Raw genomic sequence first — 16739 nt, 5'->3', positions numbered from 1 at the left:
TACTTTTTCTATAAAACGAAAAATGAGCCATGTTAGTACTTATATATAAAAATAATTTAGATCACTTACTTATAATAAAAATTATACTCAAATCAACTGATGGTTAACAAGAATTTGACACAATTTTTGGCTTTAATGGTGAAACAACTTGCATCTCCCGACTCTTGTAAGGGAATGTTTCATTCGCATAAAGACAATTGCCCGTTGCCCTCTGGAGCGGTTCTTGAGGAAATCGTATCCTTGTCGAGAGCGATACTCTTTCCGGGATATTATGGAAATTCCAGTGTCAATGCCGACACGCTTCCATTTCATATCGGAGTTTCCATAGAGCGCCTTTACAGGCTTCTGAAAGAACAGGTACTTGCCGGATTGTGTTTCTTGGATACAGATTCGGGCATTCCTACCGATAGCCTTAAAAAGCACGCCAAGGAAGTGGCTACAGAGCTGATAAGACGTCTGCCTGCCATACGCGAGATTCTCAGCACCGATGTCATTGCAGCCTACAACGGCGACCCCGCAGCCTGCAATACTGGCGAGGTAATAGCTTGCTATCCAATCATCAAGGCTCTTGCAAACTATCGTATAGCGCACGAACTTTTTCTGTTGGGAGTACCTCTGATTCCGCGAATGCTGACCGAAATGGCGCATTCAGAAACCGGTATCGACATACATCCGCAAGCCTCTATAGGCAAATACTTCACAATCGACCATGGTACAGGTGTGGTGATTGGCGCTACATGTATCATAGGCGACAATGTGAAGATTTACCAGGGTGTCACGCTTGGTGCCAAGAGTTTCCCGCTCGACGGCAACGGCAACCCTATAAAGGGCATTCCTCGCCATCCTATCATCGGCAACGATGTCATAATATACGCAAACGCCACAATCCTGGGGCGCGTAAAGATTGGCGACGGCTGCATAATAGGAGCTAATATGTGGGTGACAGAGGATGTTGAGCCCAATAATGTCGTTGCCAATGGCAGACAGCCCTACGACAACCAAGCTAAATAGCACGTAAACAGCAAACAGACAAATGGTTTTATCGCAAGAAATCGCTAAAAACAGTAAGAAACAATAAAAATATTATCGAAATAAAAATGAATGAATTTGAACTTATTGCCAAGACCTTCATGGGACTTGAGCCCGTCCTGGCAAAAGAACTCACCCAGTTGGGTGCCAACAATGTGGAAATAGGCCGTAGAATGGTTTCGTTTACCGGCGACAAGGAGATGATGTATCGTGCCAATTTCCAGCTTCACACAGCCATACGCATTCTTAAGCCTATCGCCAAGTTCAAGGCTGCTTCGGCCGATGATGTGTATGAAGAAATCAAGAAGATTGACTGGAGCCAGTACATCGAGAAAGGAAAGACCTTCTCGGTTGACTCTGTGGTCTATTCTGAGGAGTTCCGCAACTCGCGTTTCGTAACCTATAAGGTGAAGGATGCCATTGTCGACCAGTTCCGTGAGAAGACAGGCACCCGTCCTAATATCTCGGTGAGCAATCCTGACATCCGTCTCAATATACACATTGCCGAGACTACTGCCACATTGTCGCTCGATTCAAGTGGCGAGTCGCTCCATCGTCGTGGCTACCGTCAGGAGTCAGTAGAGGCTCCGCTCAACGAGGTGCTTGCTGCTGGTATGATTCTTATGACCGGATGGCATGGCGAGACCGACTTCATAGACCCTATGTGTGGTTCGGGCACACTCGCCATCGAGGCTGCTCTTATTGCCCATAACATGAGTCCGGGCGTGTTCCGCAAGGAGTTCGCTTTCGAGAAGTGGCCTGATTTCGATGCTGAGCTTTTCGATACTATCTATAATGACGACTCGCAGGAACGTGAGTTCACACACCATATCTATGGTTATGACATCGACATGAAGGCAGTCAACACAGCCCGTCTTAACGTGCGTGCTGCCGGTCTTACCAACGACATTACTATCGATTGTGCCGACTTCAAGGACTTCACTAAGCCTGCCGAGAAGAGCATTCTCGTAGTAAACCCGCCTTATGGCGAGCGTATCTCTACCCCCAACCTTCTCAATACATATAAGATGATAGGCGAGCGCCTGAAGCACGCCTTCATTGGTAACGAGGCTTGGGTATTGAGCTATCGTCAGGAGTGCTTCGAGGCTATCGGCTTGAAGCCTTCAATCAAGATTCCGGTTTACAACGGATCGTTAGAGTGCGAGTTCCGCAAGTACAGCATCTTCGATGGCACTATGAAGGATTTCCGCCAGGAAGGTGGCATCGTAAAGACCGAAGAAGAAAAGCGACAGATGGCCGAAAAGCATCGCTTCAAGAAGAACCGCGAGTTTAAGAAACGTCTTGATGAGGACGAAGAGAATGCTGAGGCCGACATACGTTCGTTCAAGTTCCGTTCTATGGAGCGTCGCAAGGACAATGACGACCGTCGTGGTGGAGGCAAGCGTTTCGACCGTGATGATGACAAGTCGTTTGGCAAGCGTGATGATAAGTCATTTGGCAAGCGTGGAGGCAAGTCTTTCGGACGTGGACGCGACGATGACAGATCCTTCGGACGTGGACGCGATGGTGAGAAGTCGTTTGGCAAGGGATTTAAGAGCGACCGTAAGGGTGGCAAAGGTTTCAATAAAAAAAGATTTGATAATGAAGATTAAGTATCTGTCAACATTGTTATTCGGGCTGTTTGCCTCCTTGACTGTGAGTGCTCAGCAGCAGAAGGAGTTCACACTTGAAGACCTTAACTTCGGTGGCAAGAACTTCCACAACATGGTGCCCAAGAACCGTTATTGCACATGGTGGGGCGACCAGCTTGTGCGTCAGGACGCATCCGAGTGTTATATGGTAGACAAGTCGACCGGCAAGGAGACAAAGCTGTTCTCGGTAAACGAAATCAACCAATGGATTTCAAACACCAAGGACATAAAGGTACGCTCGCTCTATAATGCCCAGTTCCCCAATGCCGACCGTTCGGAGGTGGTATTGGGCAATGGCAGCAAGATTTATGTTGTCGACTTCAAGAAGCACAGCCTTGTAAGCAGCCACGAGATAGGCGAGGGCGACAATGTTCTTGAAATGAACTATAAGAGTGGTGCTATGGCTATCCTGCGTGACAACAACCTCTTCTTGCGCCTTGGCGTAAAGGAGTGGCAGCTCTCTAAGGACGGTTCGCATGAGATTGTTTACGGACAGAGCGTTCATCGCGACGAGTTCGGCATTCATAAAGGTACCTACTTCAGCAACAGCGGTACAAAACTCGCTTTCTATCGTATGGATCAGTCGATGGTGACCGACTATCCGCAGGTAGATATTCCCGAGATTGATTATTTCAAGCATCCAGAGACACAGACTTGCTGTGCCATAGCCGCTCCCGACAAGTATCCTATGGCAGGTGAGACTTCGCACAAGGTGACTGTAGGCGTGTTCGATACAAAGACCGGCAATACTGTGTATCTTAAGGCTGGCGACCCTACCGACCGTTATTTCACGAACATCGCATGGAGTCCCGACGACAAGACTATCTATATGTTCGAACTCAACCGCGACCAGAACGACTGCCGTCTTGTAAGCTATGATGCTATTACTGGCGAGAAGACAGGCGAACTCTATCGCGAGACCGACGAGAAGTATGTTGAGCCGCAGCATCCTATCATGTTCTTGCCATGGGACAACACCAAGTTCCTCATGCAGAGTCAGAAGGACGGCTACAACCATCTCTACCTCTGCACACTCGGCAAGCATGGCAGTCGTATGGCACACAATACAGAGTCGCTCGAGATAAAGCAGCTCACTTCTGGCAAGTGGGTTGTGCTTGAGGTGTTGGGCTTCAACGCCAAGCGCAAGAGTGTTGTGATTGCTTCAAACGAGCTTAGTCCGATACAGCGCAACATCTTCGTAGTAGACACTCGCAACGGCAAGCGTACTCTTATGGACGAGGGTGGCAAGGGATGGCACACAGCCACACTTAGCGCAAGTGGACAGTATGTATTTGACCGTTACACCACTCCTACTGTTCCTCGCAACATAGCCATCGTAAATACAGAGAACTGCAAGCGTCTGAGCTATTTCAAGGCTGAAGACCCATGGAAGGGCTATAATGTGCCTGAATACAGCTGTGGTACGGTTAAGGCAGCCGACGGTCAGACCGACCTCTACTGGCGAATGGTTAAGCCTACCAACTTCGACCCCAACAAGAAGTATCCTACTATTATATATGTATATGGTGGCCCTCATGCTCATAATGTTGACGCAAGCTATCATTACGGATCACGTGGTTGGGAGACTTATATGGCAAGCAAAGGCTATCTGCTCTTTATCCTTGACAACCGTGGTTCGGAGAACCGTGGCAAGGAGTTTGAGCAGGCTACATTCCGCCAGCTTGGTCAGGAAGAGATGAAGGACCAGATGAAGGGTGTGGAATATCTCAAGAGTCTTCCTTATGTAGATGCTGACCGCATTGGTGTACATGGTTGGAGCTTCGGCGGATTCATGACAATCTCGCTTATGACCAACTATCCAGACGTATTCAAGGTTGGCGTATCAGGCGGTCCGGTAATCGACTGGCATTGGTATGAGGTGATGTATGGCGAGCGCTATATGGATACTCCGCAGACCAATCCCGAGGGTTACAAGAAGACCTCGCTGCTCTATAAGGCAAAGGATCTTAAGGGCAGACTTCAGATTATTACCGGCTACAACGATGCTACTGTAGTGCCTCAGCATTGCCTCACATTCCTCAAGGCTTGTATCGCAGCTGGCACACAGCCCGACTTCTTTGTTTATCCGGGCGAACCGCACAATATGCGCGGACATCAGAGTACACATCTGCATGAGCGTATAAGCCAGTATTTCTTTGACTTCTTGAAGTAAAAGATAAAGCCAGCCACTACGAAGCCCTACCCCCAGCCCCTCCCCCGTAGGGAGGGGAGTGGTATGCGACTATTGGTTGTAAGGTTTTATAAAAATAAAGGCTTTTATAATTAGTTTCAATAAAAACTCAAGTGGCAACACATTCCACTCCCCTCTCTGCTGGGGGGTAAGGTGTGGGGCTACTGCTTAACATAAAAATAATATAAGAGATGAAAGTTCTTTTGTTGGGAAGCGGCGGCCGTGAGCACGCCTTGGCATGGAAGATCGCCCAGAGCGACAAGTGTGAAAAACTTTTCATAGCTCCCGGTAATGCCGGAACAGCAGCAGTAGGTGAGAATGTAGCTATTAAGGCAGATGATTTTGAGGCTCTGAAGCTGTTCTGTGTTGAGAATGAAGTCGACACGGTTGTTGTAGGTCCTGAGGATCCGTTGGTAAAGGGTGTATATGATGATTTCCGCGACGACGAGCGCACCAAGAATATCCCGGTAATCGGTCCTTCAAAGGCTGGTGCCGTGCTTGAAGGCAGTAAGGATTTCGCCAAGCGTTTCATGATGCGCCACAACATTCCTACTGCCAAGTACGAGACATTCGATGGCACTACACTCGAAGAGGGGCTCAAGTTCCTGGAGACACTCAAGGCTCCTTATGTGCTCAAGGCCGATGGCCTGTGTGCTGGTAAGGGTGTGCTTATCGTACCGACGCTTGAGGAGGCAAAGAAGGAACTTAAGGATATGCTTGGCGGAATGTTCGGAAATGCTTCTGCACGTGTGGTAATTGAGGAATTCCTTAGCGGTATTGAGTGCTCGGTATTCGTTCTTACCGACGGCAAGCACTACAAGACTCTTCCCGAGGCAAAGGACTACAAGCGTATTGGCGAGCACGATACTGGCTTGAACACAGGCGGTATGGGTAGTGTTACTCCGGTTCCTTTTGCCGATGAGACTTGGATGAAGAAGGTAGACGAGCGCATCATCCGTCCTACAGTTGAGGGATTGGCTGAAGAGGGTATCGACTACAAGGGCTTCATCTTCTTCGGACTTATCAACGTAGAGGGTGAGCCAATGGTTATTGAATATAATTGCCGAATGGGTGACCCTGAGACCGAGAGCGTAATGCTCCGTCTTAAGAGTGACATCGTTGACCTTTTTGAGGGTGTTGCAGCTGGCGACCTTGACAAGCGTTCTATTGAGTTCGATCCGCGTGCCGCTGTATGTGTTATGCTTGTTAGTGGTGGTTATCCTGAAGCTTACAAGAAAGGCTATGTCATCAATGGTCTTGACAAGGTAGAAGGTTCTGTAGTGTTCCATTCGGGCACAGCCATGAAGGATGGCGACGTTGTTACTAATGGTGGACGTGTTATTGCCGTTAGCTCATACGGTAAGGACAAGGACGAGGCTCTTGCCAAGTCGTTTGCCGAGGCTCAGAAGATAGAGTTCGAAGGCAAGTACTTCCGTCGTGACATCGGTCAGGACCTGTAAATTATTATTCAGCCTCGCCCCATGCCCTTCATCCTCGTATGATGAAGCGAGCAAATGCCAATATCACAGGCATGGGGTGGGGCTTTTTAGATAAATATAAAAAGGAATGAGAAGAAAGAGATTTCAGAATCGAGTTGCCGAGAGTCGCATTTCGTTGCCAGCAACGGGTGTGTATGCTTTTATTGTGTGTCTGTTGGGTGGTATGTTTGGCAATCATATGTGGATACAGTTTGCTCTACTCGCTGTTTCTGCATTTTTAATGATGGAGCTCAACAACTCCAATGCCTTGATACGAATCTACAGTCGTATGGTGTCGTGCTCATTCATCGCATTGGCTGTGATGGCATACTTTCTTTTTGTCGACATCAAGTGTGGCATTGTGCAGACGTGCTTCATAGCTTTCTATCTGTTTCTTTTCAGCACTTACCAAAGCCGTGCTTCTGTAGGTAGGGTGTTTTATGCTTTTGCCATGCTTGGTCTGGCCAGCATCTACTATGTGCAGATATTGTATTTTGTGCCTGTAATATGGGTGTTGATGGCAACAAACATTATGAACGGTTGCGCTCGTATTTACGTAGCGTCTCTGTTGGGTCTGTTGGTTCCTTATTGGTTTGCAGCAGGCTATTATGCCTTTACTGGTCAGTTGTCGTTGTTTGACGACCATTTTTCTGTTCTATTGAGTTTTGAGCCACAATCGGCATGGCTTGACGTTCCTTTGGTGCAAATTGTCACCATAGGATTTGTCGCTCTGTTGGCAATAGTTGGAATGGTCAATTTCCGTATCAACAACTATCGTGACAAGATACGTACACGAATGCTGTTCGATTTCTTCTCGGTGATGATAGTCTTTACTCTTATTTTTATGGTATTTCAGCCCACAAACATGCACTTCCTTCTTGCAATTCTTATTGTGAGCGCTTCACCTCTGATAGGCCATTTCATATCGCTCACCAACTCATTGGTTACAAATCTCGTTTTCTGTTTAATGCTTGTGGCTACGCTTGCTTTGACAGTTTGTAATGTATGGATACAATTCTGAGTTTTGTATGGATACGATTCTGAGTTTTCTGATTGATTGGGGATATTGGGGAATGCTTGCTGCCGCATTTCTTGCTGGCAGTTTCTTTCCCTTCAGTAGCGAGGCAGTTATGCTGGCCTTGCAAGCCGCAGGCTTGGACCCGGTATGGCTGGTTGTCTATGGTACTATAGGCAACATCTTGGGTTCGGTATTTAACTATTGTGTAGGCAGAATGGGCAATCTTGCTTGGATTGAACGTTATCTGCACGTAAGCCGTGAGAGTATTGAAAAGGCCCAGAAGTTTATGGCTGGACGAGGTGCCTGGATGGGATTCTTTGCGTTTCTGCCATTGCTTGGTAGTGCAATAACTATAGCCCTTGGCTTGATGCGAGCCAATGTTGTAATTTCGCTTATTAGCATAAGTATCGGCAAATTGTTGCGTTATGCCGTTCTGGTATTTGGCGCGTCGCTTTTTATTTAGTAGTCTTTTATTCTTATGAGTTTATAGCTCCGCAGTTGTCACACACTCCCTTATGTCGAAGTCTGGCCCCACAGTTGCCACAGACATAAGGGTAGTAATTGTTCTTGGCATATCGTCTTATGGCAATTGTCATATAAGCTATAAGCAATATATATCCTATATAATAAAGTGTGCTCACGCTGAAGATGATGTAGTTGGCTGCGCATACAGCTCCAAGACCGCACATGTAGAGAGTGGCGTGAGCGAAAGACAGCTTGTGGTAGACATCATCTACTGTTGCTATTGCCATCACTATCATTGCCCATACCGAAGCTATGAAAATGGCGAGTATCGGAGGCAATGAGAAAGGATTGAGCGATGGATGAAAATAGAAATGACGCCACATATCTGGTGCAAACAGTTGAATACTCGAATAGAACGTGGCTGCCATAGCCACGGTCAATGCAAGCAGAGTGGGGTAGAACGAGTGTATGTCGTTGAAGTGTACTGCCTTAACGTGTTTCTGCTTAATGCTGTAAGCCAGATAACTCATGGCTATTATACTAATAATGATAAGAAACACGAGCAAGTGTGTGTCGGAGAATGTAGATATGAATTGCGATATAGGATCATCGGGCACTACCGACTGCATAAGCCGGCTCTCGTGTATCCATCCGAATGTATATTGGTCGCGAGCCAACTGTATCCATACAGAATCGGTCGGGTCATTCTTTAGCAATCTGATGTCTACAACTACCAGATGGTCGCCCTTTTTAACGAGGAAAGAGTCGGTATGCAGCCCGTTGAGTTTCTCCTCAGGTTGCTGGCGTAGCAACGACAGAGTGTCGCTCTTCACCACGAAATTATAGTTTTGTGCGTAATGATGAGTACTGTAGAACGAACTGTCGGCAAAGTTCATAGTGTTGGTTGTTGTGTATGCGTCGTGTTGTCTTGTCTTGGTGTGGTAGCACCCCGACAAGGTAATCAGTCCGACAATCATTACTATAATCAATCTGGCTCTCATCATTATTATTTGCTTTTTCGTTCCGTCTCTTTCTTCTGCAAGAAGTTAGTCAGTTGCGTAAACTTCCATCTGACATTTCGCACAATTGAATGTTAGTCGTACCTGTCTTCCGTCTGTCGACTCAAGGAATAGAGGTCCTTTCCATGTAGGTTGCTTGCCACCTCGTTTTACGCAGAATCCCATGGCGTAGCGCAGACAATATCGGCAGGTCATAAGTGGAGTGTTGGCATGTGGCGTGCCGTAAGTCTTTGCGCCAGAGCGTGCTCCGTCAGTCAGTTCAAAGGCAGCAGCTGCGTGCTTTACTCCGTGCTCCTCGTAGAAGGCTTCAGCTCGGTGGTTGGCTACATTGGCGGCGTCAATCTTTTCTGCTTCAATAAAGCGTTTGTTACCTGTATTATTCTCTTTGCTTGCGTACGCCTTCTTCTGCACTTCTGCATTTCCGCCCATGTCTATCGGCTGTTCCTCAATCTGTGCTATCACTTCACGTCGCATTGCTGCGAGCTTGCTTGATGGAATGAACAGACTTGCTACACCACCATCCAGTCTTGTATTGCCTGGACGGAACATAGTATTACCAAGTTTTTCGAGTTGGCATATTATGTTCTCACTTTGTGGCTTCTGCGCCTCCTGTAGCGGTTCGTCGAGTGTGGCAAAAGCCTTGCGTCCAGTCTCGTCTATGGCTTCGAGTACAATCTTGCCACAATCAACACCTATTGTCATATCTAACGATAGCTTTCGCTCGGCAGTCTTGCTCTCCATAGCACGTTCAAACACCATATCGTTGTTGCGGTAGAGTGCCATACCAGCCTTTAATTCTTCTGGCATAGACAACGTGAATAGGCGGTTGTTCTCTACTCGGTTCACACGGAAACCGTGCAGCTTGCGGTCGGGAGTAAAGAAGCACAGGCCGTCACCATTGGCAAACATAGCCGTTCCTGCAACGTTGAATGAGCCACGTCTTATTTCCTTGACGTAGCCCACGTATTCGCCCATTGCCTTAGGAGTGTCGAACGAAGAAATGTCGTCGCGTCGACCATCAAGGAAGTAGTGTGTGAAGCCTCGGTTGAAGGTCTTTGCAAGGTTTGGAATAAAAGTGTATTCTGCCTTGCCCCATGAGCTACGGCAATACTTACCGGGATTGTCTTCAATTATCTCGTCGAGTTGTTGGCTGTATGCCGCAACTACATTCTTCACGTAAGCCGCATCTTTCAGTCGTCCCTCTATCTTCAACGATGTCGCTCCTGCTTCTATAATATCTTCGAGTCGGTCGAGTTGCTTCATGTCCTTGAGCGAAAGCAGATGGCTCGCACGGCGTATTGTATCGCCACGACTGTCCTTAAGGTCGAATGCCAGACGACAGAACTGTGCGCATTCGCCACGATTGGCACTACGTCCGAAGCAATGGTGTGAGGCATAGCATGCTCCCGAATAGCTTACGCACAAGGCTCCATGCACAAACACTTCAAGTTCTGTATGCGGTACAGCCTTATGCACCTTGCGTATCTCGTCAAGCGACAATTCGCGGGCCAATACTACACGACTGAAGCCCACGCTTGTAAGCCATGCAGCTTTCTCGGCCGAACGATTGTCTGTCTGTGTGCTGGCATGAAGCTCAGGCATACGCAGCCCCTGCATTTCCGGTTCTGAGGCTATCTCTCTCATCATCTCCACCACAGCCATGTCCTGCACCAGTATGGCATCAACGCCAGCCCTGACAATGTGTCGTAGCAGTTGCTTTGCATTTGCCAGTTCGTGTTCATAAACGATGGTGTTGACTGTTACGTAGACACGCGCTCCGAACTTATGGGCGTATTTGGCAAGTTCTGCAATATCCTCGATACTGTTGCCGGCAGCCTGACGCGCTCCAAATTCATTGGCACCAATGTACACAGCATCGGCACCATGGTCAATGGCGATAATGCCTTGCTCAAGATTCTTGGCTGGAGCGAGGAGTTCTATGTGGCGTGGTTGTATTTTGTTTTGATTCATAATGCTTGAATAAAAGTAGTGGGGTGGAACTTTCCTTCTACCCAATCTCCTCAATATTATACGGAGTCTCCTGGTAGATATAATAGTTTATCCAATTGCTGAACAGCAGATTAGCATGAGCCCTCCATGTTACATGTGGCTTTTGGCTTGGATCGTCGCCTATATAGTAGTTCTTGGGCATTTCGACATCGTCACGTTTGCCCATGTCTCTACGGTATTCGCTGTCGAGCGTATATGGTGAGTATTCCATGTGTCCCGTGACAAATATCTGTCTTCCTCCACGTGCCATCACTATGCTCACACCGCTCTCTGGCGATTCGGCTATGATGCTCAGTTCCAGGTGCTTCTCTATATCCTCACGTCTTACTTCTGTATGTCGGCTGTGCGGCATGTTGAACGAGTCGTCGAAGCCACGGAATAAGGGAATGTGCGGAGTGAGCGGATATTGGCGGAACACACCGAACTTCTTCTTTGGCAATTGGTGTTTGGGCACACCATAGTGATAGTAGAGTCCGGCTTGCGCAGCCCAGCAGATGTACATAGTGCTTGTAACGTGAGTGTCGGCCCATTCAAATACCTGCGTTATCTCGTCCCAGTAGCCCACGTCTTCAAATTCCAGATGCTCTATTGGCGCACCGGTTATAATCATTCCGTCAAACTTCTCGTTCTTCAACACATCAAAATCCTTGTAGAACATCATCATGTGCTCTATCGGAGTGTTTTTGGAAGTGTGGCTCTTCAGCTTCATGAAGTATATCTCCATCTGCAGCGGAGTGTTGGAGAGCAGGCGCACGAGATCGGTCTCGGTCGTTATCTTCAGCGGCATGAGATTGAGAATCACAATACGAAGCGGTCGTATATCCTGACTCGTAGCTCGTGAATTGTCCATCACGAAGATGTTCTCCTGCTTGAGGAGTTCGATGGCGGGGAGTTTATCGGGTAATCTTAAAGGCATATATTATTGTGTTTTTATATTATCGTGCAAAGTTACTCAATTATTTGCACAACGTTTTTATTTAGAATGGAAAAATCAGCGGCAACACTACGATCATCACCAGTCCCATGATGATTTGCAACGGCAGTCCCACCTTGATGTAGTCCATGAACGAGTAGCCTCCGGCCTGCATTACGAGTGCGTTGGGTGGAGTGGAGAATGGCGAGGCGAAGCACATGCTTGCTCCCAATGTCACGGCAAAGAGCATGGGGTAGGGGCTTACGCCTATTGCTGCTGCTGACGTAAGTGCTATGGGCGACATGAGTACAGCTGTTGCGGTATTGCTGATGAACATTGTCAGAAGCGATGTGGTGAAGTAGACACCAGCGAGCAGAGCATAAGGACTTGCCTGTCCGAGGTTGTCGGCCAGAAGATTTGCTACCATTGCCGATGCTCCGGTCTTTTCCAATGCCACCGACATAGGCAACATGGCTGCTATGAGTACTATACTCTCCCAGTTTATCGTCTTGTAGGCGGCTTCTACCGAGCGTATGCATCCGGTGATGACCATAAGCAGTCCTGCCACCATAACGGCCGTGACGGGGGCTACGGGTATGAAGTCGAACACCATAGTCTGAATCATTAACAGCATTATGGCTGCTGCGAGCGGTACCTTGTAGTCGAGTGTCACGCGAGAAGCCTCTTCCAATGGTTGTCCCATCACAACGATGCCGTCGGCTACGTCGGCTATGCGCGAGATGTTCTTCCATTTGCCTTGTATCAGAATGATGTCACCTTGGCGGAAAGTCATGTCTGCAAGCCCCTCGGTTATGTAGTTCTCGCCACGACGCACACCAAGTGCATTGACGTTATACAGACGTCGCAATCCTGTCTCTTTAAGAGTCTTGCCGCACAAACGTGAGTTGTGCATCAGCACCACCTCGGCAATGCCGATGTCGTAAAAAGCCAGTTCCTCACTTGTATTGCCGAGTTTCATGTCGGCAGCGAACTTTGTTGCTTGTATCGGGTCACCACTTACGTATACTATATCGCCTTCGGTGAGCTTGGTGTCAGGACCTGCAAGACGCTGTTCCACTTCTTTCATCAGTGGTGAACGGGGCTGTTTTATTCTGCGCACTTCAAGCACGGTCAGCCCGTAACGGTGATGAATGTCAAGTTCGGCAAGGGTCTTGTTGTTGGCTATTGACAGTTTGCCTACGGTGAATACCGAGAGATTGTCCTTCAGATTGTATTCTTCCATAAGGTCGTCGAGCGATTTAGCGCGTTTTTTGCCAGTCTCGCCGTCCTGGCGCTGCTTGCTTCCGTTGAGGAAGCGCTTGCTCAGCGGCAGCAGTACCACTATGCCTACGATTATGCAGACAATACCTACGGGCAGGAAACTGAAGAACTTCAATGGCTCAAAACCGTTCTCGGCCAGCGCTTCCTGAATGACAAGGTTGGGAGGGGTACCGATGAGTGTAAGCATACCGCCCATACTGCTGGCAAAGGCAAGGGGCATGAGCAGCCGGCTGGCACGCATCTTTGCCTTCTGAGCAAGACTTACCACTATAGGCATCATTAGGGCTACGGTTCCGGTATTGCTCACGAAGGCACCTATCACCGCCGTTACTACCATCAGCAACAGAAACAGACCGAGTTCGCTGTCGCCTGCCAAGGTCATCAGCTTGCCGGATGCTTTCTTTGCCAATCCGGTTTGCACGATGGCGCCTCCCACGACAAACAGTCCAACCATCATTATTACTACCGAGTTGGAGAATCCTGACAGGGCTTCTTGGGGAGTGAGTATTCCGGTGAGCAGCAGGGCGACGAGGGCGCACAATGCGACGAGGTCGGAGCGAACTTTGCCCATGGCGAAGAACACAGCCGAAAGAACTAAGATAATGATGGTTGTTGTCATGTGTTTTTTGTTTTTATCAATTCTGACTACAAAGATAATGCAAATCGAAGATTAATGCAAATCGAAAACAACACAAAGATTACTATTTTGTATTTTTATTGCAAAAACATCTATGTTATATGACGTAATTGTTAGAAAAGACAAAGGATTTTACAGACAAAAAACTATCATGTATCAATACATTGGAGATTAGAGCATGAAGAAAATACTTTTCCTACATGGATTCTTTGCTACAGGCAGTTGTCCTATGGCGAAGGCTCTGAAAGAGGCTTTCGAGGGGATTGCATTGGAGCTAACTTACAACCTGCTCTAGCATTCCAAGAAGGCATTGAATGAAATACGTTCATATACAAAGAACAGCCGAACTTGCTTCTAGGCAACAGTTGTGGTGCGTTTGTAGCACAAATATTGGCTCCTGTAGTTGGCATTCCGCCTTATTTGGTAATCCGTATTTTAAGATGACAGATTTTTTGAATGAGTGCATCGGCATGAATACAAGGTACCTCGTAAGGATGGCAATCAGCGATTGGTTATAGATAAAGCGTTGATTGATGAGTTTGCTGAACCAGAAGGGCGTGCATTCTATGTTTCTACGCAAGAAAAACTTGAAGTTTTTTGCTGTTCTTTTGAAAAGAATGTTCTTCTAAGAATGTGCATTCAACAACAGATGAGGATATTTTCAATGTCGCATTAATTATAGGAGCTGCTTCGGTGGTTCCTATTCCATTCTTTCCCGGAATGGCTTTGCTCTCTTTCATGTGTTTTTGTTGGTATTCCTGTTCCCATAAGGTTTGTGTCTGTATCATCTTGAAAATAATGTGCATAACCTTATTCTTTACATTATTCATGACAAATCCCTCATGTTTGCCTTTTGCGTACAGCCTCTGTGCGTATACTTTGATTACCGCATTGTGCTGCATAGCAGACTTGCAAGCCTGTACCATAGCTGCTTTGATGCCGATATGTGCAAAACGACTCACATTAGGCTTTGTATTAATGGATGTTCCGGATTGTTTGCCAAAGGGAGCTATGCCGCAGTAACATGCAAACTTTCGCGGGTTATCAAACTTCTTAAAATTGGAGGTATATATAATCAGAGCCGCTGCCGTTATAGGTCCTATGCTCTTAAATTAAATAAGTATTTGATAATTTGAGGCTAATTCCTCTGATGTTTCCATCAGTTTCACCATTTCCTTTTCAATGTCTTTCTCGTCCTTCTGTGCTTCTTTATGATGCTTGACCATCCTATTTCTCACCAGTGTTGAGCAATCAAAAGCACCGCTTGATATACGATTCCCTATGGCTACACGGTCGCAAACCACACGATTGCGGAACTGATAAAGAGTGCGTTATGTCTTAAGATCGGCGGAGTCTGGTTCAAATAATGCACATGAGCCTGGCTCATAGAAACGTTTGGCATAATAAGCTATCATTTCCGCATCAGCCTTATCGTCTTTAATACGCTTCAATCCTGACCCGTACTTGATTTTCAATGCGCTTTCGAGCCAGATTTTCATTCCCTTGGCATAAATATATTCGCAGAGTCCAATACTGCACGTGCCTGTGTGCTCACCACAGAACAACACCAAGGAAGAGTCAAATGAACGTCCCAGTTCCGAAGTATTCTTTACCCATTTGGTAAGTTTGAGGTAGCCCGTTTTTGAATTGGAAAACTCACTTTCACCCATAACACCTTGCTCCATTAGGAGACAAACATTGAATTTTTCCTTTGAAAAATCAATGCCAACGTAGATAGTTACGTCATTTCTCATTACCTTTGCATCTAATATTACACATCAAGGTCAGCCTATATAACTGCTGCATCTAAGACTTTACTTAGGCTCAGAGCCTATCATTCTATTTGGAGTTCAGTTATAAACCCACAGAGCCCACGACACACCTAAGGCTCAAAGCCTGGTCAAAACATTGGATTGCTCTGTGGGGAGGTTGACTTCCTTTAAACAACAAAGGTAAGAACAATCTCATTTTTAAGCTGAATCAGAGATGAACTTTTTATAATTAATATCTGATAATGCAAAGGTAAAGTCAAAACTCCCAATATAAATAGCTAAAAACTCGTTGTACGTACTTGTGTGGATGTACAACGAGTTTTTGTCTTTCTACGAAAAAGAGCCTTGTAAACAATTTATATGGCGTTATATGCAAATAAATCCTCAAATAAGAGAAAAGTCCTCCCTTGGTCATTTTTGCCACCATTTTCTTAATATTAAAGGCAATAGCAAAGAAGGCAAAGTCCATTTTGACCTTGTCTACACCGATATAGCGAAAACGACGATATGCCATGTTGTATTTAATTTGTCCGAAAACAGCTTCTGGCTCAATACATCTTTTGCCTCTATGCCTTAAACCTTCCTCTGATGGTAAGCGTATCTACTAGCATCGCGGATACGCTTACCTTCAAAGGTACGAAATCTTGAGGGTAAACGTGTCGGACTAGTCCGCATGGATAGTGGCTTTTTGCGAAGGAAATACTTGATTATCTGGAAATGAAAGGGCTACACTACATCATAGCCTGCCGTTTCAATAATCGTATAAAGTACAGTCTTACCCATGAACGCAAATGGATAGAGCTGACAGACGGATTGGAAATATCCGAAAATATCTATCTGGCAAACGGTTGGGAGAAGCCCAGACGCATTGTGATGGTCAGGCAAGACATTGAGAAGTGCCCCAAAGCTGCAGGAAAGCAAATCAAGCAACTGGAGCTTTTTGAGGATGAGGAAGATTTCGGAAAATACCGATACTGCTGCTTTGTAATAGACCTTGACCTGCCGGCCAAGATCATATATGACTCATATCGCGGAAGAGCAGATTCTGAGAATATGATAAAGGAACTGAAGAATGATTTCGGGTCACTAGCAAAACCCTGTGTCTGACTACTTGATAGATAATGCTTGTTTCTCGAAAATTGCTAGTACTTTTGCATGTGTCTAATGAATGTTACAAGTATGAAAGATAATCCATATATGGCGTTAGCTAAGTTCATTCTTCCCGGTGAGATGACAGAGTATTTCGATTTAACCAAGGTTGAATCAGATTGGTT

12 protein-coding genes and 2 pseudogenes are annotated in these 16739 nt (G+C 46.5%); 7 read left to right on the top strand and 7 right to left on the bottom strand.

All coding sequences use genetic code 11. The features are described from left to right. Positions 1–135: 135 nt before the first annotated feature. From I6E38_RS11590 to I6E38_RS11565, 6 genes are all read left to right on the top strand, one after another. Positions 136–1011: a serine O-acetyltransferase gene (locus tag I6E38_RS11590; RefSeq protein ID WP_374690026.1), complete on the top strand. Its 876-nt coding sequence runs from the start codon at positions 136–138 to the stop codon at positions 1009–1011. Positions 1012–1097: 86 nt separating this feature from the next. After that, entirely contained in the window at positions 1098–2642 is a 1545-nt protein-coding gene (locus I6E38_RS11585) for a THUMP domain-containing class I SAM-dependent RNA methyltransferase (RefSeq protein WP_235394141.1), read from the top strand. After that, entirely contained in the window at positions 2632–4854 is a 2223-nt protein-coding gene (locus tag I6E38_RS11580; protein WP_235394144.1) for a S9 family peptidase, read from the top strand. Before I6E38_RS11585 ends, I6E38_RS11580 begins: the two co-directional genes overlap by 11 nt. A 209-nt stretch (positions 4855–5063) precedes the next feature. Continuing rightward, positions 5064–6332 (top strand): phosphoribosylamine--glycine ligase, encoded by a 1269-nt coding sequence (gene purD, locus I6E38_RS11575; protein WP_235394140.1) that lies wholly within the window; start codon positions 5064–5066, stop codon positions 6330–6332. A gap of 106 nt (positions 6333–6438) precedes the next feature. Then, entirely contained in the window at positions 6439–7371 is a 933-nt protein-coding gene (locus tag I6E38_RS11570) for a hypothetical protein (protein WP_235394139.1), read from the top strand. Between the two features lie 7 nt (positions 7372–7378). Next, positions 7379–7831, top strand: coding sequence for a YqaA family protein (locus tag I6E38_RS11565; RefSeq protein WP_235394138.1), 453 nt, complete (start codon positions 7379–7381; stop codon positions 7829–7831). A 13-nt stretch (positions 7832–7844) separates the two neighbouring features. Here I6E38_RS11565 and I6E38_RS11560 read toward each other — a convergent pair whose 3' ends face one another. The 7 genes and pseudogenes from I6E38_RS11560 to I6E38_RS11530 form a co-directional block, all read right to left on the bottom strand. Next, positions 7845–8837, bottom strand: a complete 993-nt coding sequence (locus I6E38_RS11560) for a zinc ribbon domain-containing protein (RefSeq protein ID WP_235394137.1) — start codon at positions 8835–8837, stop codon at positions 7845–7847. A 42-nt stretch (positions 8838–8879) separates the two neighbouring features. After that, entirely contained in the window at positions 8880–10823 is a 1944-nt protein-coding gene (locus tag I6E38_RS11555; protein WP_235394136.1) for a peptidase U32 family protein, read from the bottom strand. Between the two features lie 37 nt (positions 10824–10860). Further along, positions 10861–11778, bottom strand: coding sequence for a homoserine O-acetyltransferase MetA (gene metA / locus I6E38_RS11550; RefSeq protein ID WP_235394135.1), 918 nt, complete (start codon positions 11776–11778; stop codon positions 10861–10863). 61 nt (positions 11779–11839) lie between these two features. After that, positions 11840–13675 (bottom strand): SLC13 family permease, encoded by a 1836-nt coding sequence (locus I6E38_RS11545; RefSeq protein ID WP_235394134.1) that lies wholly within the window; start codon positions 13673–13675, stop codon positions 11840–11842. 590 nt (positions 13676–14265) lie between these two features. Further along, a complete protein-coding gene (locus I6E38_RS11540) occupies positions 14266–14796 on the bottom strand; it encodes an IS110 family transposase (RefSeq protein ID WP_337395415.1) in 531 nt (176 codons plus the stop codon). Positions 14797–15024: 228 nt separating this feature from the next. Further along, a complete protein-coding gene (locus I6E38_RS11535; RefSeq protein WP_235394133.1) occupies positions 15025–15447 on the bottom strand; it encodes an IS110 family transposase in 423 nt (140 codons plus the stop codon). 274 nt (positions 15448–15721) lie between these two features. Further along, positions 15722–16063 (bottom strand): annotated as a pseudogene (locus I6E38_RS11530) (transposase); the annotation flags it as partial. A 45-nt stretch (positions 16064–16108) separates the two neighbouring features. Here I6E38_RS11530 and I6E38_RS11525 point away from each other — a divergent pair. Beyond that, positions 16109–16545: pseudogene (locus I6E38_RS11525) on the top strand (transposase); the annotation flags it as partial. Between the last annotated feature and the right edge of the window lie 194 nt (positions 16546–16739).

The sequence above is a fragment of the Leyella stercorea genome (genome assembly GCF_021531355.1).
Taxonomy (GTDB): domain Bacteria; phylum Bacteroidota; class Bacteroidia; order Bacteroidales; family Bacteroidaceae; genus Prevotella.
The sequence above is the reverse complement of the archived record's forward strand: the minus strand, read 5'-3'. Positions and strand labels throughout refer to the sequence as shown.